This window comes from Pseudanabaena sp. BC1403 (assembly GCF_002914585.1).
Taxonomy (GTDB): domain Bacteria; phylum Cyanobacteriota; class Cyanobacteriia; order Pseudanabaenales; family Pseudanabaenaceae; genus Pseudanabaena.
In genome coordinates, this window is record NZ_PDDM01000002.1 from 132103 (window position 1) to 156182 (window position 24080).

24 protein-coding genes and 1 tRNA gene are annotated in these 24080 nt (G+C 43.1%); 14 read left to right on the forward strand and 11 right to left on the reverse strand.

Features of this window, described 5'->3' with window-relative positions; genetic code table 11:
* Window positions 1-128 precede the first annotated feature (128 nt).
* Window positions 129-353 (forward strand): DUF433 domain-containing protein, encoded by a 225-nt coding sequence (locus tag CQ839_RS03065; protein WP_103666816.1) that lies wholly within the window; start codon window positions 129-131, stop codon window positions 351-353.
* Entirely contained in the window at window positions 350-682 is a 333-nt protein-coding gene (locus CQ839_RS03070) for a DUF5615 family PIN-like protein (protein ID WP_103666817.1), read from the forward strand. The genes CQ839_RS03065 and CQ839_RS03070 overlap by 4 nt, the downstream gene beginning before the upstream one ends.
* Before the next feature lie 46 nt (window positions 683-728).
* On the opposite strand, the gene uvrB is transcribed toward CQ839_RS03070, so the two are convergent.
* A complete protein-coding gene (gene uvrB / locus CQ839_RS03075) occupies window positions 729-2732 on the reverse strand; it encodes an excinuclease ABC subunit UvrB (RefSeq protein ID WP_103666818.1) in 2004 nt (667 codons plus the stop codon).
* Between uvrB and CQ839_RS24990 the strand changes: the two genes are divergently transcribed.
* From CQ839_RS24990 to gloB, 4 genes are all read left to right on the forward strand, one after another.
* On the forward strand, window positions 2716-2859 hold the full coding sequence (locus tag CQ839_RS24990) for a hypothetical protein (RefSeq protein WP_181016072.1): 144 nt from the start codon (window positions 2716-2718) through the stop codon (window positions 2857-2859). The genes uvrB and CQ839_RS24990 overlap by 17 nt on opposite strands.
* Window positions 2860-2990: 131 nt before the next feature.
* The gene (locus CQ839_RS03080; RefSeq protein ID WP_103666819.1) at window positions 2991-3593 is read left to right on the forward strand and encodes a VWA domain-containing protein; all 603 of its coding nucleotides are present in this window, start codon (window positions 2991-2993) and stop codon (window positions 3591-3593) included.
* Window positions 3594-3665: 72 nt separating this feature from the next.
* A complete protein-coding gene (locus CQ839_RS03085; RefSeq protein ID WP_103666820.1) occupies window positions 3666-4130 on the forward strand; it encodes a salt stress protein, Slr1339 family in 465 nt (154 codons plus the stop codon).
* A gap of 124 nt (window positions 4131-4254) precedes the next feature.
* Window positions 4255-5025 carry a hydroxyacylglutathione hydrolase gene (gene gloB, locus CQ839_RS03090; RefSeq protein WP_103666821.1) on the forward strand — a complete coding sequence of 257 codons (771 nt, stop codon included), beginning with the start codon at window positions 4255-4257 and terminating at the stop codon, window positions 5023-5025.
* 114 nt (window positions 5026-5139) lie between these two features.
* Here the strand turns inward: gloB and CQ839_RS03095 are convergent.
* Window positions 5140-5211, reverse strand: a tRNA-Gln gene (locus CQ839_RS03095).
* A gap of 235 nt (window positions 5212-5446) precedes the next feature.
* Entirely contained in the window at window positions 5447-8005 is a 2559-nt protein-coding gene (locus tag CQ839_RS03100) for a mannose-1-phosphate guanyltransferase (protein WP_103666822.1), read from the reverse strand.
* 67 nt (window positions 8006-8072) lie between these two features.
* On the opposite strand from CQ839_RS03100, the gene pyrF reads away from it, so the two are divergent.
* Both pyrF and CQ839_RS03110 read left to right on the forward strand, forming a co-directional pair.
* Window positions 8073-8786, forward strand: a complete 714-nt coding sequence (gene pyrF / locus CQ839_RS03105; protein WP_103666823.1) for an orotidine-5'-phosphate decarboxylase — start codon at window positions 8073-8075, stop codon at window positions 8784-8786.
* Window positions 8787-8904: 118 nt separating this feature from the next.
* Window positions 8905-9345 (forward strand): hypothetical protein, encoded by a 441-nt coding sequence (locus tag CQ839_RS03110; protein ID WP_103666824.1) that lies wholly within the window; start codon window positions 8905-8907, stop codon window positions 9343-9345.
* A gap of 50 nt (window positions 9346-9395) precedes the next feature.
* On the opposite strand, the gene CQ839_RS03115 is transcribed toward CQ839_RS03110, so the two are convergent.
* The 4 genes from CQ839_RS03115 to CQ839_RS03130 form a co-directional block, all read right to left on the reverse strand.
* A complete protein-coding gene (locus CQ839_RS03115) occupies window positions 9396-9758 on the reverse strand; it encodes a DUF2237 family protein (protein WP_103666825.1) in 363 nt (120 codons plus the stop codon).
* A complete protein-coding gene (def, locus tag CQ839_RS03120; protein ID WP_103666826.1) occupies window positions 9749-10309 on the reverse strand; it encodes a peptide deformylase in 561 nt (186 codons plus the stop codon). Before def ends, CQ839_RS03115 begins: the two co-directional genes overlap by 10 nt.
* Before the next feature lie 81 nt (window positions 10310-10390).
* Window positions 10391-10624, reverse strand: a complete 234-nt coding sequence (locus CQ839_RS03125; RefSeq protein ID WP_103666827.1) for a hypothetical protein — start codon at window positions 10622-10624, stop codon at window positions 10391-10393.
* A gap of 99 nt (window positions 10625-10723) precedes the next feature.
* Entirely contained in the window at window positions 10724-12967 is a 2244-nt protein-coding gene (locus CQ839_RS03130; protein WP_103666828.1) for an ATP-dependent helicase, read from the reverse strand.
* Between the two features lie 87 nt (window positions 12968-13054).
* Here CQ839_RS03130 and CQ839_RS03135 point away from each other — a divergent pair, with 87 nt between their 5' ends.
* A complete protein-coding gene (locus tag CQ839_RS03135) occupies window positions 13055-14641 on the forward strand; it encodes a cryptochrome/photolyase family protein (RefSeq protein WP_258040612.1) in 1587 nt (528 codons plus the stop codon).
* A 26-nt stretch (window positions 14642-14667) separates the two neighbouring features.
* Here the strand turns inward: CQ839_RS03135 and CQ839_RS03140 are convergent, their stop codons facing one another.
* A complete protein-coding gene (locus CQ839_RS03140; RefSeq protein WP_181016073.1) occupies window positions 14668-14859 on the reverse strand; it encodes a DNA-binding protein in 192 nt (63 codons plus the stop codon).
* 137 nt (window positions 14860-14996) lie between these two features.
* On the opposite strand from CQ839_RS03140, the gene CQ839_RS24735 reads away from it, so the two are divergent.
* Window positions 14997-15812 carry a triacylglycerol lipase gene (locus tag CQ839_RS24735; RefSeq protein ID WP_146048684.1) on the forward strand — a complete coding sequence of 272 codons (816 nt, stop codon included), beginning with the start codon at window positions 14997-14999 and terminating at the stop codon, window positions 15810-15812.
* Window positions 15813-15893: 81 nt separating this feature from the next.
* Window positions 15894-18005 carry an NACHT domain-containing NTPase gene (locus tag CQ839_RS03150; protein WP_103666829.1) on the forward strand — a complete coding sequence of 704 codons (2112 nt, stop codon included), beginning with the start codon at window positions 15894-15896 and terminating at the stop codon, window positions 18003-18005.
* Between the two features lie 80 nt (window positions 18006-18085).
* On the opposite strand, the gene CQ839_RS24740 is transcribed toward CQ839_RS03150, so the two are convergent.
* Complete coding sequence (locus tag CQ839_RS24740) at window positions 18086-18268, reverse strand: hypothetical protein (RefSeq protein ID WP_146048685.1); 183 nt, start codon at window positions 18266-18268, stop codon at window positions 18086-18088.
* A 359-nt stretch (window positions 18269-18627) separates the two neighbouring features.
* Here CQ839_RS24740 and CQ839_RS03155 point away from each other — a divergent pair, with 359 nt between their 5' ends.
* From CQ839_RS03155 to CQ839_RS03165, 3 genes are all read left to right on the forward strand, one after another.
* The gene (locus CQ839_RS03155; RefSeq protein WP_103666830.1) at window positions 18628-19596 is read left to right on the forward strand and encodes a cytochrome c oxidase subunit II; all 969 of its coding nucleotides are present in this window, start codon (window positions 18628-18630) and stop codon (window positions 19594-19596) included.
* Between the two features lie 49 nt (window positions 19597-19645).
* A complete protein-coding gene (gene ctaD / locus CQ839_RS03160; RefSeq protein WP_103666831.1) occupies window positions 19646-21316 on the forward strand; it encodes a cytochrome c oxidase subunit I in 1671 nt (556 codons plus the stop codon).
* 179 nt (window positions 21317-21495) lie between these two features.
* Entirely contained in the window at window positions 21496-22122 is a 627-nt protein-coding gene (locus tag CQ839_RS03165; RefSeq protein WP_181016074.1) for a heme-copper oxidase subunit III, read from the forward strand.
* A 79-nt stretch (window positions 22123-22201) separates the two neighbouring features.
* On the opposite strand, the gene CQ839_RS03170 is transcribed toward CQ839_RS03165, so the two are convergent.
* Complete coding sequence (locus tag CQ839_RS03170) at window positions 22202-22867, reverse strand: hypothetical protein (protein WP_103666832.1); 666 nt, start codon at window positions 22865-22867, stop codon at window positions 22202-22204.
* Between the two features lie 131 nt (window positions 22868-22998).
* On the reverse strand, window positions 22999-24075 hold the full coding sequence (rsgA, locus tag CQ839_RS03175; RefSeq protein WP_103666833.1) for a small ribosomal subunit biogenesis GTPase RsgA: 1077 nt from the start codon (window positions 24073-24075) through the stop codon (window positions 22999-23001).
* Window positions 24076-24080 lie beyond the last annotated feature (5 nt).

Sequence of the window (24080 nt, forward strand, 5' to 3'; positions counted from 1 at the left end):
TTTACGCTTTACCGATTAAGCGATCGCTTCTTAAACTTCCTGATATGGCGATTTGGCTATAGCCTCAAATATTTAAAAATTAACTGCTACAATGACTATGAGCAAATGATTATGGTAAATGTTGCTATATGGACTATCACAACATCATCACGATTGAATCTGGAAAACGTAGTGGTAAGCCTTGTATAAGAGGGATGCGGATTACCGTTTACGATATTTTGGAGTATCTAGCTGGGGGAATGACAGAAGCAGAAGTTCTGGAAGATTTTTCTGAGCTCACTTTGCAGGACATTAAAGCTTGCCTGAGTTTTGCGGCTGAACGAGAAAAAAGATTGTTTGTCGCTGCGTTATGAAACTGCTTCTAGATGAGAATTTGTCAGATCGGATAGTTTATAGCATTGGCGATTTATATCCTGAATCTGAACACGTTAAGACTTTAGGACTGGTACATACTGATGATGCTTTGATCTGGAAACATGCTAAGGAAAATAATTTTGTGATTGTTTCCAAAGATTCAGACTTTCATCAACGGAGTTTGCTTTATGGGCATCCCCCTAAGTTTGTCTATCTTCGCATTGGTAATAGCCCAACTTCTAAAATCGTTGATATTTTGAGGGAAAATTTCGAGATTATCACTGAGTTTGTTGATAGTGAATCAGAAAGTATTTTGGTTTTAGGTTAGGTTATTCATCTAATCTAATTTTGACAAAAATCTTATTTTCCAAAATTTACGCTTTACCAAGTAAGCGATCGCGCAGTAACTTAATTTTGTCGCGAAAAGCAGCAGCTTGCTCGAATTCTTGTTTCTTCGCCGCGTCTTTCATTTGGGCTTCCAGTTCTCCAATTAAAGAGGGAATATCATCAAGGGGAATCTCTTTGGCATTGTTTACGACATATTCAAGCTGGCGTTCATTAAGACGGCGTGATACCGAGAGAAAGTCTAAGATCGAATTGCCTTCAATGGATTTGACAATTGAGGTTGGGGTAATCTGATTATCTTGGTTATACTTGGTTTGAATACGGCGGCGGCGCTCAGTTTCGGAAATGGCTTTTTCCATGCTGTTCGTCATGCGATCGGCATACATAATTACCTGTCCGCCAATGTTTCGCGCCGCCCGACCGATGGTCTGAATTAGCGATCGCTCTGCTCTTAAGAAGCCCTCTTTGTCTGCATCCAAAATTGCTACTAGCGAAACTTCTGGCAAATCTAAACCTTCACGCAGTAAGTTTACACCAATCAACACATCAAATGTACCTCTACGAAGATCTTGCAGAATCTCAATCCGTTCAATTGATTTAATGTCTGAATGTAGATAGCGGACTAAAAGATTTCGCTCTTGAAAATATGTAGTCAAATCCTCAGCCATCTTCTTTGTCAGAGTTGTGATTAGGACTCGTTCCTTACGCTTAATCCGTTCTTGAATCTCATGATAGAGGTCGTCAACTTGCCCTTCAGTCGGACGCACAAATATTTCGGGATCGATAACGCCAGTTGGTCTAATAATTTGTTCGACAACTTGTTCTGAAACTTCCATTTCCCAATCCCCTGGAGTCGCAGAAACAAAAATGCATTGCTTGACCATCCCCCAAAACTCATCAGCCTTGAGTGGACGGTTATCAGCAGCGCTAGGTAAGCGAAAGCCGTGATCGATTAAGGTCATCTTTCTAGCGCGATCGCCATTATACATTCCGCGAATTTGAGGGATAGAGACATGAGACTCATCCACAATTAGCAACCAATCATCTTTTGGGAAGTAATCTACTAAACACGCTGGCGATTCACCAGCTTGACGACCTGCTAAATGGCGCGAATAGTTCTCGACTCCATTACAAAAGCCGACTTCCTGCAATAGTTCCAAATCGTATTTTGTGCGTTGTTCTAAACGTTGAGCTTCGAGTAATTTTCCTGCATTAGTTAATTCTTCAAGTCTTGCTTCCATCTCTTCTCTGATTTCTGCGCAGGCAATCTCTAAGCGATCAGTAGGAGTAACAAAGTGACGCGCAGGATAAATGTTCAAAGCTTCTAAACTTTGCAAAATCTCGCCAGTAACTGGATCAACATAACGAATTGCTTCGATTTGATCGCCAAAAAACTCGATCCGAATTGTGCGATCTTCATAAGCTGGCCCAATTTCTAAAATGTCACCCTTGACGCGAAATTTGCCGCGCCCCATTTCGATATCATTGCGCTCGTATTGCACATTGGTTAGCGATCGCAGTAATTCTCGCTGGTCATATTCAATACCCACACCCAAGGGTATTGAGGCTTTGAGATATTCTTCAGGAATACCCAAACCATAGATGCAGCTTACCGAGGCAACCACAATTACGTCCTTGCGCTCAAAGAGCGATCGCGTTGCTGAATGCCGCAGCATATCGATCTCATCGTTAATCGAAGCGGTTTTCTCGATGTAGGTATCCGTTACTGGGATATAGGCTTCAGGTTGGTAGTAATCGTAATAACTGATGAAGTATTCGACAGCATTATTAGGAAAGAATTCGCGCAATTCGTTACAAAGCTGCGCCGCTAAGGTTTTGTTATGGGCAAGTACCAAGGTTGGCTTTTGATATTGTGCGATCGCATTGGCTACGGTCATGGTTTTGCCTGTCCCCGTCGCACCCAAAAGTGTCTGATAACGCAATCCTTTTTGTAATCCGTCAAATAATTGGGCGATCGCTTTGGGTTGATCGGCGGTGGGCGGCCAAGGGGTACGAATGTCAAACAATGCCATGAGCTTAGAAGGTATTGGGAAAGGGAGCAAAATTAGCGATCTCTATCATATCAAACCAAAATTTAAGGTGCTAAAAGCTAAAGCCGCCAAGAACTCAAGTTCTTGGCTAAAAGCTAAAGTCGGTTGAAACCGACTGAAAAAGTGCAACCCGTTTTAACGGGTTTTAGCTCTTAGCCTGCACTTGAGTGCAAGGCGTTTGCTTCCATGTCACATCAGATATAATTTAAGTTAGTTCACATTCTTGCTAAGGAGTTGTATATGCTAGACAAGCGCGACTATACCCTAATCATCGATAAAAGTGGAAGCATGTCAAACACTGACAGAGGCACTAACAAAAGTCGGTGGGAAATTGTCAAGGAATCGACGCTTGCCCTTGCGCGTAAATGCGATCAGTTAGACCCAGACGGGATTACGGTGTATTTGTTCTCAGGAAAATTTAAGCGCTACGACAATGTATCGGCAGTGAAGGTTGAGCAAATCTTCCAAGAAAATGATCCGATGGGTGGCACGAATTTGACCGCAGTTTTGCAAGACGCGATTAATCAATACTTTCAACGCAAAAAGGCTGGTCAAGCTAAGGCTGGGGAAACCATTCTAGTGATTACCGATGGAGAACCCGATGATCGCCGTTCTGTGTTTGAAGTCATCATCGACGCAACACGCCGTCTTAATTCAGATGAAGAACTAGCAATCTCTTTTATTCAAGTTGGTTCTGATGCAAGTGCCACTGATTTCCTCAAGGCTTTAGATGATAAGTTGCAGAGCATCGGAGCGAATTTTGACATTGTGGATACGATTACACTTAGTGATATGGAAGATATGACACTTGCAGAAGTGTTACTGAGCGCGATTAGTGATTAGGCTAATAGCTATTGGCTATTAGTGTTTCTCAAAAAATAAATATAAGCAAATTTATAGATATAAACAAACCAAATGGAATCTCTTGAGTCCATTCTTTCGGATCTTCAGGGCAAATATAAAGATCCAGAAACTAGTAAACAAGGTAAAGAGGATAAGACAACTCCTCAGTTGCCTAGCCAAAACAACAGCCAATCGATCGCACCTGCCGCCAATTCATTGGATAGTTTGTTAAATGATTTGCGGATTAATTCACAAAGTAATTCGCAAAGTAATTCGCAAACCTATTTGCCTGATTACACATCACCGCAAGTAACGCCCGAAGGTACACCTAAACTGACTTCACCTGTGATTGATCGCGATTTACAGCAGATTGCTAATCAGCAAAAAGCTAAAGATCAAGAAGAGATCACAAAAACTGCAACTGAATGGTTAAAAAAGCTCGATCCGCTTGGTGGTGAAGGCTTATGGTTTGAGGAATTAGCCAAAAACTATCCTTCACGACTAGAAGCTGCGATCGCTTTACTCCAATCCAAATAATTATCAAGAACCAGTTTTATATAGCGCGGCGAAGCCGCGCTATATAAAACTAAATCGAAAGAACCAGTTTAAAGTGGCGCGGCGAAGCCGCGCCACTTTAAACTAAATAGCAGGAACCTAACTTATGAACATTTATCGTCTAGCCGTTTTAAGTGACAATTACGTTTTTGTCTTGCATGATCCTGCTAGCAATACTGCCGCAGTAGTTGATCCAGCCGTACCAGAACCTGTTCTTGCCAAATTAGAAGAACTAGGTGCAAATTTAGTTGCCATTTTTAATACCCATCACCATAGCGATCATGTGGGTGGGAATAATGCTCTCATTAAAAAATTCCCCGATGCAATTGTCTATGGCGGTGAAAAAGACCGCGATCGCATTCCCCATCAGCAAGTTTTTTTAAAAGGTGGAGATCGCGTTACTTTTGGCGATCGGGAAGCTCAGGTGTTTTTTGTGCCTGGTCATACCTACGCTCACATTGCCTATTACTTCGCGCCTGTGGGTGACCAAGGTGGTGAATTATTCTGCGGTGATACTTTGTTTGCTGGTGGCTGTGGCAGGCTGTTTGAAGGGACTCCTGCGGAAATGCTTACCTCACTGGATCAACTGCGTCAACTGCCCGACGATACTCGCGTCTGGTGCGCTCATGAGTATACGCTTGGCAATCTCAAGTTTGCTCTGACTGTAGATAGTGATAATCCTGATTTACAAGAGCGGATGACTACCGCAACTGCAATGAGACAAAGAGGCGAAGCAACTGTACCAACTACGATTGGACTAGAAAAGCGGACTAATCCATTTATGCGCTGGGATTTTCCTGCAATTCAGCGATCGGCTGGTATTGAAATTCCTGAGCGGGTATTTGCCAGAATTCGCGGTAAAAAAGATAATTTTTAGAAAATAAAACCCAAAATTGGTGCGGCGGTTATATCCCACCGCACCAATTTTGGGTTTTATTCTACAGAAAAGCTCATAAAAAAGCTCCTTTACAAGGAGCTTTTTTATTTGGAACTGGGGTGCAAGGATTCGAACCTCGGAATGTCTGGACCAAAACCAGATGCCTTACCACTTGGCGACACCCCAAAGAGGGTTTTGTGCTTTGCAGCAATGCGTTTTACAAATTTCTTTGTTTGCGCGGTAATTACTATACCAAAGTCGCCTAGGGTTTTGTCAACCCATTTGCAAAAAAATCTTTGAGACAATCAAAACTTGTTCACAAAGCCGCAATTCTAATTTTGGGTTTTCCAGCGCCACAGGTGCTGGAAAACCCAAAACGGGTTTCATAAAGAGAATTGCTGTCCACAAATCGACATCATTACTAATTATCTAGAATCACAGAATCTTTGGATAGGGCAACTTGGATCTTGCAGAAACCATCAATATGACTGCAAAAATCCTCAATATTGCGCTCAGCCCATGCTTGTCCATTACTCAATGGCGTATCAAATCCATTCGCAAAAACATGCACAAGCGGATCTCCTGCGTCTGGCAACACTAAAACCCAATCGCGATCGCTATAAAAAACCTTAACGCCATCGATCAGCTCTATTTTTTCGCGCCCGTAAGATTCGACTAAATGGCGCATGAGTGTACCTTTGATACTCCAAGGGCAACGCACGACCTGTTTGCGAAAATGGCAACGAGGCAAATGTACTCGTACTTGCGATAGCGATCTCTTTTGTAACGTAATCCATTCCATAATCTTCGCAATGCTAAACATCGCATCAAAACCAGGATGAAGCTGCGGGAAGATAAATCCCATTTCTGCTGACCCACCAAGCACTACACCTTCATGACTATGGCAAGTCGCCATCAAAGCTGTTGGATTGGCGCGAGTGCGAATCACTCTGCCCCCATGCTTTTCTGCTATCAGTTCCACCATACCCGATGCAGAAACAGGTACGACGACAGTGCCACCATTCTGAGAAGTCAGTACCATTTCCACCATTAACCCAGTTAAAGCTTCATCACGGATAGGTTTACCTAGCTCATCAATTAAGATAAATTTCTCCCCATTAGCATAGACTTGTACACCAAAATTTGCCCGTACTGCCTTGACCACATCTGTTAACTGAGTCAACATTTTTTCGCGATCAACTGGAGCTGGGGCAACTTCATTGAGGCTGGCATTGAGAACCACGACATCGGTACTAAATTTGCCTAATATTCTCGGTAAAACTGCGCCTGAGACTGCATACACATAGTCAATAACGATTTTTTTGCAATCACTAAATCTGATTGCCTCAACGTCAATATTTTTGGCAAAGCCGCTGTTGTAATAATCTAAAACGCGAGTGGGATAACTAATTTCACCAATTTCCTCGATTCTTGCTCTACGGAAATCTTCTTTAAAAAATGTGCCTTCAATCTTTTTTTCTGCGGATTTGTTGATATTAATCCCATCAGCATCAAGGAACTCAATCATCACGCAGTCATTGCGATCAGGATGAACGCGCACATGGATGCCACCAACTACACCGAGACTTGGGGCAATAAATCGCGAAATCGGGATCGCTGTTGCCTCAAGATTTTCCACATTAATGCCTACAGACATTAATCCTGAAATTAGCGATCGCGTTAACATTCGACAAATCGTGCGTTGATCCCGCGAAACCATTACATGGGAATTAGGATGCAGAGTTGCACCATAGGCAGCGCCTAGTTTTACCGCAAATTCGGGCGTAATATCCACATTGGCTAAGCCAGACACGCTATATTGCCCAAACAAATTGCGTGATGCCATTGCCCCCCAAATCAAGTTTGTGGTTAGGGTTGCACCTGCTTCTACATGTTTGCTCGGCCAAATTCGCACATTTGGGAAAATTCTTGCCTCTTCCCCTATGACAGAATTGGAGCCAACCACTGAGCCCTCCATGACATGAGCGCGGCGGCTAACGCGAACATTGCGGGAGATCGTGCAAGCCCATAGGTGGCACTCTTCGCTAATCATGGCGCTATTGCCAATGATCGGACGTTGAAGATCGCAGTCTGAGCCAATAGTGACGCGATCGCCGATGATCGTACCAGCGGAAATTTTGGTGCGATCGCCGATAGAGCAATTACTGCCAATTAGTACAGGAGGCTCAATTTGAACGGTGGGCGAAATTACGGTATGTTTGCCAATCCATAAACCTGTTCGCAATTGCACATAGTCCAGATCTAAGTGAACACGTCCTCTGATCGCATCATACTGCGCTTGTCTATATGCATCTAAGGAGCCAATATCGCACCAATATCCACTGGCGATATAGCCGTACATCGGTACATTTTTAGCTAATAAAAGTGGAAACAGATCCGTAGAAAAGTCACTTGGCTCATTAGTGGGTAAAAAATCTAAAACTTCAGGTTCAAGAATATAAATGCCAGTATTGACTGTATCGGAAAAAACTTCGCTCGTTGATGGTTTTTCCAAAAATCTTTGAATTTGATCTTGTTCGTTAGTAATCACTACCCCAAAAGCCATCGGATCGCTGACCCGTCGCAAAATCAGGGTTGCTTGCGATTTTTTTTCGCGATGAAATTTGATTGCGGCGGTGAGATCAAAGTCGGTAATACTATCTCCACTAATCACGAGAAAAGTACTATCTAAAAGACTTTCCACATTTTTGACGCAGCCTGCTGTTCCCAATGGTTCATCTTCTTCAACCACGTACATCATATTTACGCCAAAATCCGAGCCATCACCAAAATGTTCGCGAATTACATCGGGTAAGTAGTGCAACGTGGCAATTACTTCTCTAATGCCGTGACGCTTAAGTAAATTCAGAATATGTTCGGTAATGGGACGATTTAGCACCGATACCATTGGTTTTGGCATATCGCAAGTAAGTGGGCGTAATCTCGTTCCTGAACCGCCTGCCATCAATACCGCTCGCATAGATCCTCACAAACGCCAACACGTAATAGGATTAAGCTCTAGTATCGTTCAAATCTGCGATAAAGCAATGAAAATAAACCTTAATACTGAAGCTGATCCCCAAACAAAAATTATTGTGGCGTTGGATGTACCTTCTGCTAGCGAAGCTATAAATTTATGCGATCGCTTGCCCCAAGTAAGTTTCTGGAAAGTTGGACTAGAGCTATTTATCGCCGATGGTAGTACGATTTTGCGCGAACTGAAGGCAAGGAATAAAAAGATATTTTTAGATTTAAAGCTGCATGACATACCCAATACAGTTGCTTCGGCTTGTCGAGTGGCGACAAAATATGGTGCGGATTTCCTAACAATTCATGCTTCGGGTGGTAAAGCCATGATGCAAGCTGCTCAAGCTGAAGTCCAAGACTCATCAACGCAACTTTTAGCGGTCTCGCTGTTAACCAGCATTTCTAGCGTCGAATTACAGTCTGATTTACTAGTACCTCTAGAAATCCCTGAATATGTTGCTAAATTGGTGCTTTTAGCCAAAGAGAGTGGACTCAAGGGTGCAGTCTGTTCGCCGCATGAGGTGAAGAAGCTGCGATCGCTACTTGGTAATGATTTTTGCTTCGTTACGCCTGGGGTTCGTCCCGCAGGAGTCGCAGTTGGCGATCAAAGTCGGGTGATGACTCCCAAAGATGCGATCGCGGCGGGTGCGAATTATTTAGTAATTGGTAGACCGATTACAGCTGCATTTGATCCTGTTTTAGCTTGGGATCAAATTTGTAAAGATTGTTTATAGCCACAAATGCCATATCCCACAAATGCCATATCAATGTATTAGGGCTTATATTCAAACCTTGTCACCTTACGTTAGTATCCAACAGCTAAGAAAACTTATAATTTCAACCAAATAAATCATGAAAAAATTAAGCTCTATTATTCTTACCGCCTCTGTGCTATTTGGTTCAGGTTTAGTTTGGAAGACTATGCCAGCTTTTAGCGCTCCAAGTGCAGATGTCCGCATCAAGGGTGCTGTTAAGGCTGAAGCAGACATTGCACCAGAGACATTGGTTCAAAAGTTGAATTTGACTGCTGACCAAAAACAAAAGGCTTTCAAGATCTTTACTGAAAGCACCAAAAAAATTGCTCTATACCTCACTCCTGAACAGCGCAAAAAGCTAGAAGCTGGATTAAGGGCAAAGCAAGGATTTGGAGCTACTCTCAAAAGTTTAAATTTGAGTGCTGATCAAAAGAAGAAGATTGGGGTTGTGATGCTGGAGCGTCGCAATCAGTTTGTAAGCATTCTGACGGCTGATCAGAAGAAGAAATTTGAAGCATTAGCTCCTATTAAGAAGTAATACTAATTCACGATCGCACAAAAGACTCGCAAAGCGAGTCTTTTGTGCTTCTAAATTGAGTGTTGTTGTAATTGGTCAAGAGACACAATTTTTAAAGCTGCTTCGTGGGTAGCGGTGAGATTTACGGGTGGAGCAACACCTGCTTCTAATGCTTCTTTCCATCGCGAAGCACAGAGACACCAGCGATCGCCTGCCTTTAGCCCTGGGAAACTAAACATCGGCGCAGGTGTTCCCAAATCATTACCTTGGGATTTGGTGTAGGCAAGAAATTCATCGGTGACTTCAGCGCAAATAACATGCACTCCCAAATCGCGATCGCCTGTTTGACAAAATCCATCTCGATAAAATCCTGTTACTGGCGATGAGCAGCATAGCGACAGATTTTCGCCCAAGACATTTTTGATTATCGCCATAATTTTTGATATTCCGCTTCTGTAGCAAGATCGAGAGTATTTTCGACGCGATCTAAAAAGACTTTTCCTTCGAGATGATCGTATTCATGTTGAAAGATTCTTGCTACAAAATCAGTTAGTTTGGTGACTTTGCGATCGCCTTGTCGATCTGTATATTCAACTTCGATTTCGCGATCGCGAGGTACAAGCCCACGAATCATCGGTACTGACAAGCAACCTTCCCAACCTTTTTCAGTTTGCCCTGAAGAGGAGATGATTTTGGGGTTAATCATTGCCTTTGGTTCCATCTGAGGCGCATTTGGATAACGCTCATTTGGGTGAGACGCAATAATGATTAACTGAAGCGATCGCCCAATTTGCGGAGCGGCTAGACCTACGCCCTTGCTTTCTTTGAGCGTAACCAGCATTTCGTCAATCAGATTCTGAATTTCGCGATCGCGGACATCTGCAATCGGTTGGGCAATCTCCCTTAAAGCTGGATTGCCAAGCTGATAAACAGTGAGTTTTTGAGATTTTTGATTAAATATTTTATTAAGCGATCGGGCAAACATAGATTAATTGATTACCTGTGGCAGTTGTCATATAAAACCAGAATAATTAAAACAAAACTTGCTTTGCAAGTTTTGTTTTAATTATTCTGGTTTTAATGGATTTGCTTCGTATGCAAGAATATCGATCAAAGCATCAGCTTCGGCAACCGATAGACGTGCTTTTTGGTACTCATCTTCAAACTTAGCATTGGCTGTTGTGTATCCCTGCATGATCATAATCGCAAAATATTCACGTTTAGTCATTCCTTCAATAAGGCTATCTGTATCTCGGTTATAACCAATCGGAAATGCGCTATCACTGCGTCTGGTTGCCATATATTGTTTTCCTAACAAAATATCAAGGCATATTTTAGCATCAACAATGTGAACCGTAAGGGCAATTCATGAATTGCCCTTACGGTTCATTGCATTATCTTACCAAGACACGAGTTCAGGAAATTTACGGGCTAGCTCAGTAATTGCAGGACAAATTGGGGCATTTTCAGTGCGATTTTCTAAGGTGTTCCAACTGAATGGTGCTGACTGAGCCGCCGATAGCCACAAAAGTCTTTTGGCGCGGGTCATGCCGACATAGAGTAGCCGAAACTCCTCGGCTTGTTTGAGGTAATTGCATTGCTTCCAAGCTTCCTCCGCATTGGGAAGGCGATCGCTATGGACGATCGCTCTAATCTGTGCCCGAGTTACTTCAGGTAAGCCAAAATCTCCTAAGAACTTTACAGACTCAGGAATATAAGCTTCCCCTGGGCAAATACGTTTATGCAGAAAAGGCATGAATACCACATCCCAATCTAGCCCTTTAGATTTATGCAAACTGATCAGTGTCACCTGTCCACCAGTCATATAGCGACCTTCCAGATTCTCATCTTCGACCGCTTCAAAGTTTTCTGATTCGACGATTTCTCGTAGCGATTCGATCACAGTTTGCATCGAATAACTACCCACAAGTTGCTGATTAAGGCGATCGCCTAATTTGTCCGCTGTGGCTAATAGTCCTGCCTCTTCGTCATAGAGGGTAAACGCAACAAAGGGAATCAGGTTATATAACGGAAGTTCGATTTTAGCGCGAAGTAAGCCGATACATTTTGCTTGAGTTTCCTGAGCGAGTTGCGATATTGCAGGATCTAACAAGGTTGGATAGAGAAATTTTTCGGGATTACTAGCAAGGGCATTAAGATCCTGTTGCGATGAAATTTTTTGGCGATCCTTGAGAACTTCTAGCGCTGCTTTGAGATTGTCAGGCGAATGGGGACGCTCCATAAATTGCAAAATCGCCAACATATCCATTGGGACTCGCGATCGCCGATCGCTTTGTTCGACATCATAGATTTTAATTTCATGCTCTTTTGTTAACCATGCCAAAGACTCCGCAACAAAGCGTCCTTGATTATGTTGACGCACTAAAATCGCCATACTGAGTTTGGGATCTTGATCATGCAATTGTTTAATGCGATCGCCGATCATCGTAATCTCATGCTCGATATCATCGACAGTATTGGGCATATAGATTTCTACGCCCTTGCCAATTGGTTCAGGATTCGCATTTTTTTGCGGATCATCCTCATCGACAGGACGAATTCTTTGCATACGAAAAGGATTCTCAATCTTGGCATATTCTGAATGATTGACCCAATGCAACATATAGTTTGCAGCTCGCATCACGTTTCTGGTGCTGCGTCCTGCTTGATCGAGAGTTGAGAGTTGAGAATTGATATTACAGCGATCGCAAAATTCATTAAAAAAGCGCGGATCGGCAGGTGTAAAGGTGGAGTTAATCGCTTGGTTAGGATCACCAACCCGCATCAGGTTTTTGTTCTCAAGGGAATTCTGAGCCAGAATCTCTAACAGCTCTGTTTGCAATGGTGAAGAATCCTGTGCTTCATCTTCAAATACGGCAAAAATCCGTTCTTGCCAATATTTGCGAACACCTTCATTTTGCAAGACTCGCAATGCTCCCAGAATCATATCGTCATAATCGATCGCACCTTCCTGCCGCAACAGTCGCTCATAGGTTTCATAGAGTCCCGCCGCGATCGCTAAAATGTCGCCGCCATCGGGTGCTTCGGCTTCACGCAACTGTGTCGCGCTTAATCCTGAACTTTTAGCCGTTGCGATCGCTTCTCTGGCTAAGCTTGGTAATACATCAGTTCGCAATACTGTCTGTCGTCGCAAGCGTTCCGTATCTTCGCCATCAAAGTTTTTGCCTTCTAGCAATAGGTCATACAATTTGGGATTCTCTTTTACCCAAATATTTGTGGCATTACGAATTAATTTTTGCTTGAGGGATTCGGAAATAATCTTGGTTTCGCCTAAGCCAAATCCTGATAGCTCGCGATGGGTACTGGCGATGTTGTAAGCCAAGCTATGCAATGTGCTAACTGTGAAGGAACTTTGCGGTAGTCGCAGATTTTTGAGATGCTCAGATACTTTTTTGCGAATGTTGCTTACTGCCGATCTCGTAAACGTGACGATGACTAATTGTTTTTGGCGATGCAGATTAAAATTTGCGATCGCGATCGCGGCGGCTACTGCCATGCCTGTTGATTTGCCTGCCCCTGGCACTGCGGATACTGCTAGTTCGCCACCCTGCCAGTCCGCCATTGTTTGCTGTCCTTTGCGGAGGGTTTTGCGTAATTCATGGAGAGCGTCAGGGGTGACCATAGCAACTTGGGCTGATGTACATCACGCATTTTATCGCAAGCTGGGAAAGGCTATAGTGTTTTTCAAGCAATCAAGCTGTATTAAAACATGATAGAAACTGCTCGTGAATTTCTTACGCAAATCAAGAATGCACCATCTCTTGAAAACAATTTAAAAACTAGCGATCGCGCTCTATTTATTCTCTACGATCAACTAAATTTCGATGTATTTCCCAAGGAACTAATTGACCAAAAGCCATTATTAATCTTTGTTGAATCTTTAAAATATGCGACAGTAATTCCACACCATAAACAAAAATTGGTCTATATCCTGAGTGCTCAGCGCCACTTTGCGATCGCCTGTCATAACCAAGGCTTTCCTGTATTGAATTTATTTACTCAAGGCTTTCACGCTGACGCGATCGCGGAGTTTTTGGAGCAATATCCTCATATTCATCTTACCTACATGCAGCCATCGGAATGGGATACGCGATCGCAGATGGCGGCTTTAGCAGATAAATTTGGCGATCGAGTTACCATAATTCCCAACAACTTTTTCATTGCGGATGCGGAGAAGTTCAAATCCAAAATTAAAAAAGGTTATCGCCTAGAAAATTTCTATCGGGAACTTCGTAAGCAAACTGGCTACTTGATGGCAGATGGGAAGCCCGTGGGAGGTACATGGAATTATGACAAAGAGAATCGTAAGTCTCTGCCAAAAAATGGCTCTATTCCTAAGATTTCTGTAATAGAGCCAGATGTAATTACGCAAGAAGTAATCGAGTTAGTCAAAAACTACTTACCCGATAACTTTGGAAGTCTAGACCAATTTGGCTATGCTGTAACTCGCGATCGCGCCTTAGGACTGGCTCAAGCATTCATCGAAACTCGCCTACCAAATTTTGGAGCCTATGAAGATGCAATCAAAGTTGGTGAGCCATTTTTATTCCATTCTGTACTTTCGCCCTATCTTAATAATGGTTTGTTATTGCCACAGGAGATTTGTGAAATGGCGATCGCAGCTTATGAACAGAAATTAGCGCCGCTAAATTCCGTTGAGGGTTTTGTTCGTCAGATTTTAGGATGGCGTGAATACATTCGTGTTTATTACGAAGCACAGATGCCACAAGTTAGAGAAAGCAACTATTTTGAGTTTACTAACGATTTACCGCAACTCTATTGGAATGCAGATACAGATTTACTCTGTCTCAAGGATGCTGTTACTCATGTCTTAAATCATGGCTATTCCCATCATATTCAAAGATTGATGGTTTTGAGTAATTTTAGCAATCTCACAAATACAGATCCTCGTCAGCTAAATCATTGGTTTTGGCTTGCCTATGTCGATGCTTACGAATGGGTTGAACTTCCTAATGTTTTGGGCATGTCTACCTTTGCTGATGGGGGCATACTGGCTTCTAAGCCATATGTTTCAGGCGGTAGTTATATCAATAAAATGAGCAACTGCTGCTCACAATGCAAGTATGATGTGAAGCAAAAGACAGGTCGTTCTGCTTGTCCATTTAATTATTTGTATTGGAATTTTGTTGATCAGCATCGTGATAGCTTTGCTGAGAATGGAAGGGTGTCACTAATGACTAATGTTTATGAAAAGAAAGCTGAAGATGAAAAGCTAGCTATTCGCAAATCATCAATTCATTTCATAATGAATCTAAAACGTGGCTATTTAAAATAGCCATGATTTGAATTGGTGGTTATTCTCTACGGTCTGTAGTTTTCACTGCCATTTGCATGAGCAGCTATATTTTTTTGAGCTTCTGCGACATTTTTTAATGCTAATAAAATATGCTCAAAGTCGCCTTCTTCTAGAACTGCATCTAGATAAGCATCCGCTTCTAAGGGATCTTTTAAGGATTCGATCAGGTAAGAATGATAGCTTTTATAGGTTGGCATTTTCTCTCCGCTGAAAGTCTATCCAGTAGTGCTTTGCTTTGATGATATCTTGATTTTGGGTGCTTTTATTGTTATGCCAGACGTAACTGTTACAATGTCTTAAATGCTGAGTGACAAACTATTTATCCAGTAATCTAATGAAAGAAAGTCAACTTCAGAAAATAGCTAATTGCGATCGCGCTGATCGTATTGGTGATGTAATTTTTGTTCATGGCTTGGGTGGTGATGCTCTTGGGACATGGCATCCACAGGGTAAAAAAGATGATCAGCAATCTTGGTTGTATTGGTTGGGTCAAGATCTTCCAGATGTAGGTATTTGGTCACTTGACTATGAGGTCGAACCTTCTGCTTGGAAAGGGAATACAATGCCTTTGACTGATCGGGCAACAAACATTCTGGCGTTGTTAGATAGTTATGATATTGGAGTTCGTCCAATTACGTTTGTTACTCATAGTTTGGGTGGCTTGTTGGTTAAGCAAATGTTGCGTCACGCGAGAGACCAAAAACAACAGGGATGGCGAGATATCGTTGGACAAACTAGAGGAATTGTTTTTCTTGCTACTCCTCATTCTGGATCTGATCTTGCTAATTGGATCAGCTACCTTTCGACAATCATTCGCAAAACGGTTAGCGTTGATGAGTTAAAGGCTAACTCGCCGCAACTATTGCAACTGAATTTATGGTTTAGGAATAACTTTCGCGATTTAGGGATTAATGTTGAAGTCTATTTCGAGAAATATCCTACATCTGGAGTTCTTGTTGTTGATGCTTCTAGTGCCGATCCTGGTATTGAGAATGTTATTCCCATTCCTTTGGATTGCGACCATATTACGATTTGCCGTCCTGACTCAAAAGATAGACTAATTTATCGGAGCTTGAAAAAGTATATTGGCAATTGGCTTAGCACTCAATCAAATATTTCAAAAATCAGTAGTTCTCAATCCTCTACTTGACTAGAGTCGCCTGATGAGGAATGGGCAAAGTCAAATCCTGCTATTGAGAATACATTTGATATTGACGCACTGGTTTTAGAGATGCGGGAGAAATGTCGTGAGGATATTCAGCATCAATGCGGGACAATGCGGATTTTGAATATGGAACAGGCGATCGCGCTAGATGATATATATACAGATGTGCAGATTTTTGAGCGCGTACCGAGTAAGCGATATAAAGCGATGCTCGAATATCAAGAGGAAACGGCAAATATTGATTTTAATGAGTATGGTTTCTATGGGTTAGATCTTAAAACGCAACGCATTGCTGGAATTGAAGCGGTGCAAAAATATGACAAGTTGATGGTGCTAGGTAGACCTGGAGCAGGTAAGACAACATTTCTGAAGCGATTAGCGATTTTATGTCTGGGTGGGACGATCTTTGGTGATTATGTACCGATTTTTGTGACGTTGCAGGAGTTTTACAAAACTAAGTTGAGTTTGTTTGACTTTGTTTTACAGAAACATCAAGAATTTATAAATAAGGCGGATCTGCAACAACTGCTTGAAGTGGGTAGAGGGTTTGTGTTGCTGGATGGCTTAGATGAAGTTAGTCAAGAAGAGGTGGCACGAATCTCAAAAGACATTGAGGAATGGGCAGGTAAGTTTCGTCGTAGTCGCCTAATTGTTACCTGTCGGCTTGCCGCAAAGGAATCAATTTTTGAGGATTTCAAGGAGGTTCAGGTTGCCGATTTTAATGATGAGCAAGTTAAAAGCTTTGCAACAAAATGGTTTCAAGCTAAAGCACCTCAGAAAATAGCAGCTTTCTTTAGCAAATTGAAAGCTAATTCACGTATCAATGAGCAGGCGCGTAATCCGCTTTTGTTGACGCTGCTGTGCCTGATTTTTGAGGAAGGGTCGAAGATAATCGAAAATCGCGCTGAACTTTACGAAAAGGGGATCGATCTGTTGTTGGAGCGTTGGGATGCGAGACGAGATATCCATCGTGACGAAATTTACAAACATCTCTCGACTAAACGTAAAGAAGATTTGCTCAGTCGCATTGCATGGTCAACCTTTGGAGAGAATAATTATTTTTTTAAAAGAGAACGTGGTGCTGACCTGATTGCTGCCTATATTCAGAACTTACCCGAAGCTGTCAATGATTCTGAAACCTTGCGGGTTGACGGTCGAAAAATACTTCGTTCCATCGAAGCACAACATGGATTGCTGATGGAACGGGCTAGTGATATCTATTCATTTTCCCATCTGACTTTTCATGAATATTTTGTCGCAAGGGAAATTATCACTGTTCAGAAATCTTCATCCGAGGTTATGCAAGCTTTGATTGACCACATTACCGAAAAACGTTGGCGTGAAGTGTTCTTGATTGCTACGGAAATGTCATCCAATGCAGATGATTTGTTGTTGGCAATGAAACAAGCGATCGATGCCATGCTGGCAAAAGACACCCAACTCCAAAAACTTTTGATATGGACAAATGAAAAAGCAATTTCTGTTAAAGCCCCATACAAATCTGCCGCAGTGAGAGCTTTTTACCTCGACCTCACCATCGGTCACGCCCGCAACCTCACCGCCAGCGTTTTAGCCATCAACCGCTCTCTCACCCACTCCCTCGCCCGCGACATCGACCACGACTTCGCCCACGCCCGCGACCACGACCTCTACCGCGACCTCGCCCACGACCGCGTCCACGACCTCGCCCTCGACCGCGTCCACGACCTCGCCCTCGACCACGACCTCGACCTCGCCCGCGACATCGCCCTCGCCCGCGACATCGCCCTCGTCCGCGCCCTTGCCCGCGCCCTTGCCCTCGTCCTCGCCCGCGCCATCGACATTGCTAGCAAAGCTGGCGATGAGATTTTACACCAAGCGCTGCAAACACTCAAAGATCGATTGCCAGATCCAGAATCTTCTAAAGAAATTCTTAACCAGTGGGGGGAACAAAATGAGAAGCAATGGGTTAAAGACTTCCATCAAGCCCTAGTCAAATATCGCAATATTGGGCATGACTGGCAGTTCATCTCCACACAAAGAGAACTTCTCAATCAGTATTACAATGCGAATAAGCTGCTAGTAGCTTGCCTCAATAGTATATGTTATGTCAGCCGAGAGGTGCGCCAACATATTGAAGACACATTGCTCTTGCCGATTGCCGACATTAAACTTCTCACAATCTCCGCTAGTCCATAACCTAAATGAGGTTTCTTTAAGAAATTGTTTAAATCGATCTTCTGATTTTTGAGGCGATTATTTTTATCTACAAGGCTCTGTTAGCGATCGCGCTTACATGATGAGAAAATGCGATCGCTTATTTCTACCTTACTAAATTTCTGACTTTTGAAGCGATCGCCTATTTCTACTTTACCTAAATTCTCGCTTCTGAGGCGATCGCCTATTTTCACCTTACTAAATTTCTGGCTTTTGAGGCGATCTCCTATTTCTGCGTTACCCAAATTCTGACTTTTGAGGCGATCGCATATTTATCGAGACTAGTTACTTCTCAAGCGCAACTATTGCATTTAAAACCACAACAAGGGTTATAGCGATTTGCGCCATAACCCTTGTTGTGGTTTTGATGCTTTTAACTAAGGCGAATGTATTTACACACACAGTTAGGGACTTTATTTAATTTATTTTATAGAGTGATCCCAAAGAAATAGCTAAAAGATTACAAACAAATGCCCCGCATTCTGTAAATGGATGCAAGTATAGAGAATATGTCAATCTGTCATTATTTAGAACATGAGCTGACAGCAAGCTCCACTTGACCCAAATGCACTTTATAGGAGCAGCAAGATAGGGCAACCTAATCATGAGAAAAAACAACTTAGTTTCAGTAATCGTCATCATTGGGCTGATTTTTGCAGCTAGCATTTGGTACGGGCGCAATAATGGCTTACTACCAGTTGCCGCAGGTGACGAAGCCGTCTTGTATGACGGACTTTTTAACACGATCTTAGGGATCGCCTTCGGATTTTTCCTCGTAGTCGAAGGCGTATTGATTTACTCAATTATCAAATTTCGTCGCCGCAAAGGTGACGATACCGATGGCCCCGCCATTCATGAAAACTTAAGCATTGAGATCGTATGGACAGCGATCCCCACAGTCATCGTTATGTGGGTAGCGATTTACAGCTTTGACGTTTATACCGCCATGCAAGGAACTCAAGACCTTGGAGGCATGGCTCACGGAGGGATGCATCAGACTGTAGCTAAGTCTGAAACTATGCCCATGTCAAAAGCTACCATCGCCTCCTCAAATAGTGACGGGGTGCTGATGGCAGGTACTCTTCCTGCTGGTAGCAATGATGTGTTGGCGATCAATGTTAGCGCCATGCAATTTGCTTGGATTTTTAACTATACAGACGAAATTGCTACCGCTGAATTGCATGTTCCTGTTGGCAAAAAAGTTCGCCTAAACATGAACGCAGTTGATGTACTCCATGCTTTTTGGGTTCCCCAATTACGCATCAAACAAGACGTGATTCCCGGACGCGAAACCTATCTCGAATTCACTCCGCGTGTTGTCGGTGAATATCCTGTAGTCTGCGCTGAGTTATGCGGTTCTTATCATGGCGGTATGCGGACGACGATGGTAATTGATACTCCTGAAGACTATGCAACATGGTTAAAAGAGCAGCAAGAAATTGCTAGTAACGATCCCGATGCGATCGTGGCATCTCGTCCAGCCTCAGTAACCAAGATGTCTGAGCAAGAATACCTCGCAGGTAAAGTCGCACAAGCTGGTGGAGATATGCACATGATGCATATGAGTCATTAAAGGCTGAATACGAATTACGAATTATCAATTACGAATTACCAATTACTCTATGACCCAGACACTCATACCAACCCAAAGTTCGGGCGCGATGGGAGCCGAACCCCAAAAAACTCTTTGGTGGGAATTTTTCACCTTTAGCGTCGATCATAAAATCATCGGGATTCAGTATCTCGTCACTTCGTTTGTATTTTATTTAGTAGGCGGACTGCTTGCCTCGATCGTTCGTGCTGAGCTAGCAACTCCAGACTCTGATTTAGTCGATCCTGCTTTTTACAACAGTCTTTTCACCATGCATGGCACGGTCATGATCTTTTTATGGATCGTACCAGCGGTGACTGGAGGATTCGGCAACTACTTGATCCCCCTAATGATTGGGGCGCGAGACATGGCATTTCCGCGTTTAAATGCGATCGCCTTTTGGCTGACGATTCCTGCGGGGATGTTGTTGATGAGCAGCTTCTTTTTTGGCCCTGCCTCGACAGGTTGGACTGCCTATCCGCCTTTAAGCATTTTGACCAATGAGCATGTTGGCCAAGTTATTTGGATTGGGAGCATTCTTTTAGTAGGGACTTCCTCAATTTTGGCGGCTGTGAATTTTATTGTCACGATCTGGTCGATGCGGATGCCTGGAATGGATCTGTTTAGTATGCCCCTATTCTGTTGGGCGATGATGGCAACATCAGTGCTAGCCCTATTAGCTACCCCTGTACTAGCAGGAGCTATGGTTTTACTAGGTTTTGACCTATTGATTGGCACAAACTTTTTTAACCCCACTGGTGGCGGCGATCCAGTTGTGTACCAACACTTATTCTGGTTCTATTCACACCCTGCCGTTTATGTAATGGTTTTGCCAGTATTTGGCATCATTTCTGAAGTTTTGCCTCCCCACAGCCGTAAGCCAATTTTTGGCTATAAGGCGATCGCCTATTCCAGCATGATGATTTGCTTTTTGGGCTTGTTTGTCTGGGCACACCATATGTTTACCAGCGGCACACCTGATTGGTTGCGCGTATTCTTTATGGTGGTGACATTGCTCGTGTCTGTACCAACGGGAATCAAGGTATTTAGTTGGGTTGCTACGCTTTGGGGTGGGAAGTTGCGCTTAGAGAGTCCTTTGCTTTTTGCAATGGGCTTTATTTCTACTTTTTTGATTGGCGGTTTAAGTGGAGTGATGCTTGGTTCGACCCCAATCGATATCCATGTTCACGACACTTATTTTGTTGTGGCTCATTTCCACTATGTGTTGTTTGGCGGCAGTGTATTTGGTATTTACGCGGGGCTATATCATTGGTTCCCCAAAATGACTGGTCGCATGTTGAATGAGTTTTGGGGCAAGGTTCACTTTGTCTTGACCTTCATTGGAATGCATTTAACCTTTGGCCCCATGCATATTCTTGGTTTGCAAGGAATGCCTCGCCGCGTCGCCCAGTACGATCCTCAATTTGCACCGATTAATGTGATCTGCACAATTGGCGCATTTGTTCTAGCGATTTCTACAGTTCCTTTTGTGATCAATGCCGTTTACAGCTGGTTTAAGGGCGAACAAGCTCCTGACAATCCTTGGAACGCTCTGACTATGGAATGGACAACTTCTTCGCCACCGATTCCCCATAACTGGGTTGGTGAGCCTGTCTTATTGACTGGCCCCTATGACTACGGCGAAGAATATAAAGAGGCTCGCAAAGAAGCCGCGATCGCAGCTTCACAAGCTCTAACTTAAGAAACCAATTAAGAATTGTTTTCTGTGGTCAAAAGCTGTAAGAGATCCCCCTCAATCCCCCTTAAAAAGGGGGAAGAATTTAATTCTCCCCCCTTTTTAAGGGGGGCTGGGGGGGATCGAGACAGTTTCTAAGCCCAACACCCCTTATCTGTATTTATCCATTTATCCAAACATTACCTATGCAAGGATCGATCGCTCCAGTTACTGACCCAACGCAAGATGATGCAATCCATGCTCATGCCGCCGAAGCAGGGCATTATGAACACCCTGATTTACGGGTTTTTGGCTTAATTGTCTTCCTTATTTCTGAAGGAATGCTATTTTTTGGCTTATTTGCTGCTTACTTAACCTTTCGTTCAGTTGCCCCAGCTTGGCCCCCAGAAGGTACGCCTGAACTCGAATTACTACTACCTGGCATCAACACAATTATTCTGGTATCAAGTAGCTTCGTGATTCACCAAGCCGATCATGCTGTCAAAGAGAATAAGATCAAGGCGGCTCAGCTATGGTTCCTTGCCACCTTTATCATGGGTGCGATATTCATTGCTGGACAAATTTATGAATACCAACATCTAGAGTTTGGTCTGACCACAAACTTATTTGCTAGTACTTTTTATGTGTTAACAGGCTTTCATGGCTTGCACGTAATTATCGGCTTATCGTTGATTGCAACTGTGTTAGTGCGATCGCTAAAAGCTGGACATTACAGCAACACCAGTCACTTCGGCATCGAAGCTGCCTCTGTATATTGGCACTTCGTCGATATTGTCTGGATTGTCTTGTTTTTATTGCTCTATATTCTTTAGGCATAAAAAAAGAGGCGACGCAATGCGTCGCCTCTTTTTTTATAGAAAATGGGTTGCATCGCAATCCATTTTTTTGTTTTTATTTTTCAATCTTGAAAGATTTAATAAAGCGATCGACATCGGCAGCAGCAATTTTATCAGCAGCACCTAACGCAAATACTTGATACAAACGATTTCCTGCAAGACAAAATCTACCTTTCATCGATACATCAGTAGTCTGAACTTTGCCACTAGCCTCAAAATCACGGCAAGGAATATCTCCAAGCATGTATTCTTTCTCAGACTTAATCACTCCCTTGAGATTAGCAACAGATCCTTTAACCGAATCTCCTAGTCCTTTTTGGATATCAGCAGTATTGGCAATTTTGTTAGGAAAATCAGCATAGCCAACGAAATACCCTGATTCACTGGCTTCAGCAATCACCATATTTAGCTTGATTGTCCCCACATTAGTCTTTTGCTCTTGAGATTGCTCTTGTGGCTTGCTAGGCACTTGCACCGTAAATTTCCCAGCCGAAGATTTGTAATCTTGCCAACTATTAACACCTGTGGTTTCAGGCTTTTCGGAGGCTTTGGCTTCTGGCTTTGTGCCATCTTTCGGCTTTTCAGAAGGCTTCTCAGAAGCTGTAGCTAGAGGTGTTGCAGCTTTTGTAGGTGTTGCATTATCAGCTACAGGAGTAGATGTCGTGCAAGCACTGACTGTAAATAAGACTAAACCAGCAGCAAGGGAAATATACTTTTTCATGTGCGATTAAGAGATACGACCTTCGATTAGGGAATAAGCTTGAAGCTCGTTAGATACTATATCGTGCCTTGCAAGCGCATTAATAAAACTTAGAATTATGTATTCCCTGCAAAAGCAGGGAATACATAATTCTAATCATCGTCATCTGTTTCTAAATTTTGATGCTCACTGCGACGTGACTCGCGACGATAGCGTTTCTTCAGTAATCTAGGCTCTTGCTGTTGCTTCCCATCACTGGTGTCTTTGACTTTGACCGAAGCATCAGCATTAGCTGTATTTTTTAGCTTTTGTTGATAAGCGATCGCCTCTTCTAAATAGTCTATGTAATGCTCATAGCGCTCCCAATCGCCGCGTACCACACAATTTGGCTCGTCGCGGCGATGTAAACAATCATTAAACTGACAACTTTCTCCTGAAGCTAATCTTTGTCTTGCTTCAGGAAAACAATCCGTTAATTCCTGAGGTGTGACGGTCAGGTTAGGTTGCATAAAACCTGGGGTATCAGCAAGATATCCACCCGCAGGCAAGGCAAATAGCTCTACATGTCGAGTTGTGTGTTTCCCATGTCCTAAACGTTGCGAAACTTCACCAACACGAACTTGTAAATTGGGAATTAATAAATTAATTAGGCTAGATTTACCAACACCTGACTGACCTGCTACAACGGTTACGCCAGTTTGTAAATGTTGAGCAAGCTCCTCGATGCCTTCACGGGTGTAAGTACTTATCGCGATCGGTGGATATCCCCATGATTTCAGGCGATCGCACCATGTTTGCCATATTTGCGCACTGACTAAATCGCGCTTATTTAAGCACAACAAAACATCAACCCCAGTACTTTCAGCTTTGACTAAAAAGCGACTGAGTTGATGCGGATCGAGAGTTGGTTCAGCTAGGGCAAAAACTAATAAAATGCGATCAACATTAGCCACAGTCGGACGATCAAGCAAATTACGCCGTGGCTCTACTTCCGAGATGGCTCCGCGTCCGCCTTGCCAATCTGGTTCTTCGATGGTGATGCGATCGCCTACACAGATCTGTTGACCAATTTTTTTGAGTCGGGCGCGGCGGGTACAGAGTAGCTCATGGACAAGTTGACTAAATTTTTGCCCAGATTCATCAAGCAACTCTAGACTGAAAGCTTGATCTAAAATCACGCGATAATAGTTGGCTTGCACAGCCAAGACTGTACCTGTTATAGCCAGCATGGGGT

What these genes read in the sequence shown, in the direction of transcription:
- CQ839_RS03065 (WP_103666816.1), top strand. Translation starts at nt 129, where the DNA reads ATGGACTATCACAACATCATCACGATTGAATCTGGAAAACGTAGTGGT.
- CQ839_RS03070 (WP_103666817.1), top strand. Translation starts at nt 350, where the DNA reads ATGAAACTGCTTCTAGATGAGAATTTGTCAGATCGGATAGTTTATAGC.
- CQ839_RS24990 (WP_181016072.1), top strand. Translation starts at nt 2,716, where the DNA reads ATGTCAAACAATGCCATGAGCTTAGAAGGTATTGGGAAAGGGAGCAAA.
- uvrB (WP_103666818.1), bottom strand. Translation starts at nt 2,732, where the DNA reads ATGGCATTGTTTGACATTCGTACCCCTTGGCCGCCCACCGCCGATCAA.
- CQ839_RS03080 (WP_103666819.1), top strand. Translation starts at nt 2,991, where the DNA reads ATGCTAGACAAGCGCGACTATACCCTAATCATCGATAAAAGTGGAAGC.
- CQ839_RS03085 (WP_103666820.1), top strand. Translation starts at nt 3,666, where the DNA reads ATGGAATCTCTTGAGTCCATTCTTTCGGATCTTCAGGGCAAATATAAA.
- gloB (WP_103666821.1), top strand. Translation starts at nt 4,255, where the DNA reads ATGAACATTTATCGTCTAGCCGTTTTAAGTGACAATTACGTTTTTGTC.
- CQ839_RS03100 (WP_103666822.1), bottom strand. Translation starts at nt 8,005, where the DNA reads ATGCGAGCGGTATTGATGGCAGGCGGTTCAGGAACGAGATTACGCCCA.
- pyrF (WP_103666823.1), top strand. Translation starts at nt 8,073, where the DNA reads ATGAAAATAAACCTTAATACTGAAGCTGATCCCCAAACAAAAATTATT.
- CQ839_RS03110 (WP_103666824.1), top strand. Translation starts at nt 8,905, where the DNA reads ATGAAAAAATTAAGCTCTATTATTCTTACCGCCTCTGTGCTATTTGGT.
- CQ839_RS03115 (WP_103666825.1), bottom strand. Translation starts at nt 9,758, where the DNA reads ATGGCGATAATCAAAAATGTCTTGGGCGAAAATCTGTCGCTATGCTGC.
- def (WP_103666826.1), bottom strand. Translation starts at nt 10,309, where the DNA reads ATGTTTGCCCGATCGCTTAATAAAATATTTAATCAAAAATCTCAAAAA.
- CQ839_RS03125 (WP_103666827.1), bottom strand. Translation starts at nt 10,624, where the DNA reads ATGGCAACCAGACGCAGTGATAGCGCATTTCCGATTGGTTATAACCGA.
- CQ839_RS03130 (WP_103666828.1), bottom strand. Translation starts at nt 12,967, where the DNA reads ATGGTCACCCCTGACGCTCTCCATGAATTACGCAAAACCCTCCGCAAA.
- CQ839_RS03135 (WP_258040612.1), top strand. Translation starts at nt 13,055, where the DNA reads ATGATAGAAACTGCTCGTGAATTTCTTACGCAAATCAAGAATGCACCA.
- CQ839_RS03140 (WP_181016073.1), bottom strand. Translation starts at nt 14,859, where the DNA reads ATGCCAACCTATAAAAGCTATCATTCTTACCTGATCGAATCCTTAAAA.
- CQ839_RS24735 (WP_146048684.1), top strand. Translation starts at nt 14,997, where the DNA reads ATGAAAGAAAGTCAACTTCAGAAAATAGCTAATTGCGATCGCGCTGAT.
- CQ839_RS03150 (WP_103666829.1), top strand. Translation starts at nt 15,894, where the DNA reads ATGCGGGAGAAATGTCGTGAGGATATTCAGCATCAATGCGGGACAATG.
- CQ839_RS03155 (WP_103666830.1), top strand. Translation starts at nt 18,628, where the DNA reads ATGAGAAAAAACAACTTAGTTTCAGTAATCGTCATCATTGGGCTGATT.
- ctaD (WP_103666831.1), top strand. Translation starts at nt 19,646, where the DNA reads ATGACCCAGACACTCATACCAACCCAAAGTTCGGGCGCGATGGGAGCC.
- CQ839_RS03165 (WP_181016074.1), top strand. Translation starts at nt 21,496, where the DNA reads ATGCAAGGATCGATCGCTCCAGTTACTGACCCAACGCAAGATGATGCA.
- CQ839_RS03170 (WP_103666832.1), bottom strand. Translation starts at nt 22,867, where the DNA reads ATGAAAAAGTATATTTCCCTTGCTGCTGGTTTAGTCTTATTTACAGTC.
- rsgA (WP_103666833.1), bottom strand. Translation starts at nt 24,075, where the DNA reads ATGCTGGCTATAACAGGTACAGTCTTGGCTGTGCAAGCCAACTATTAT.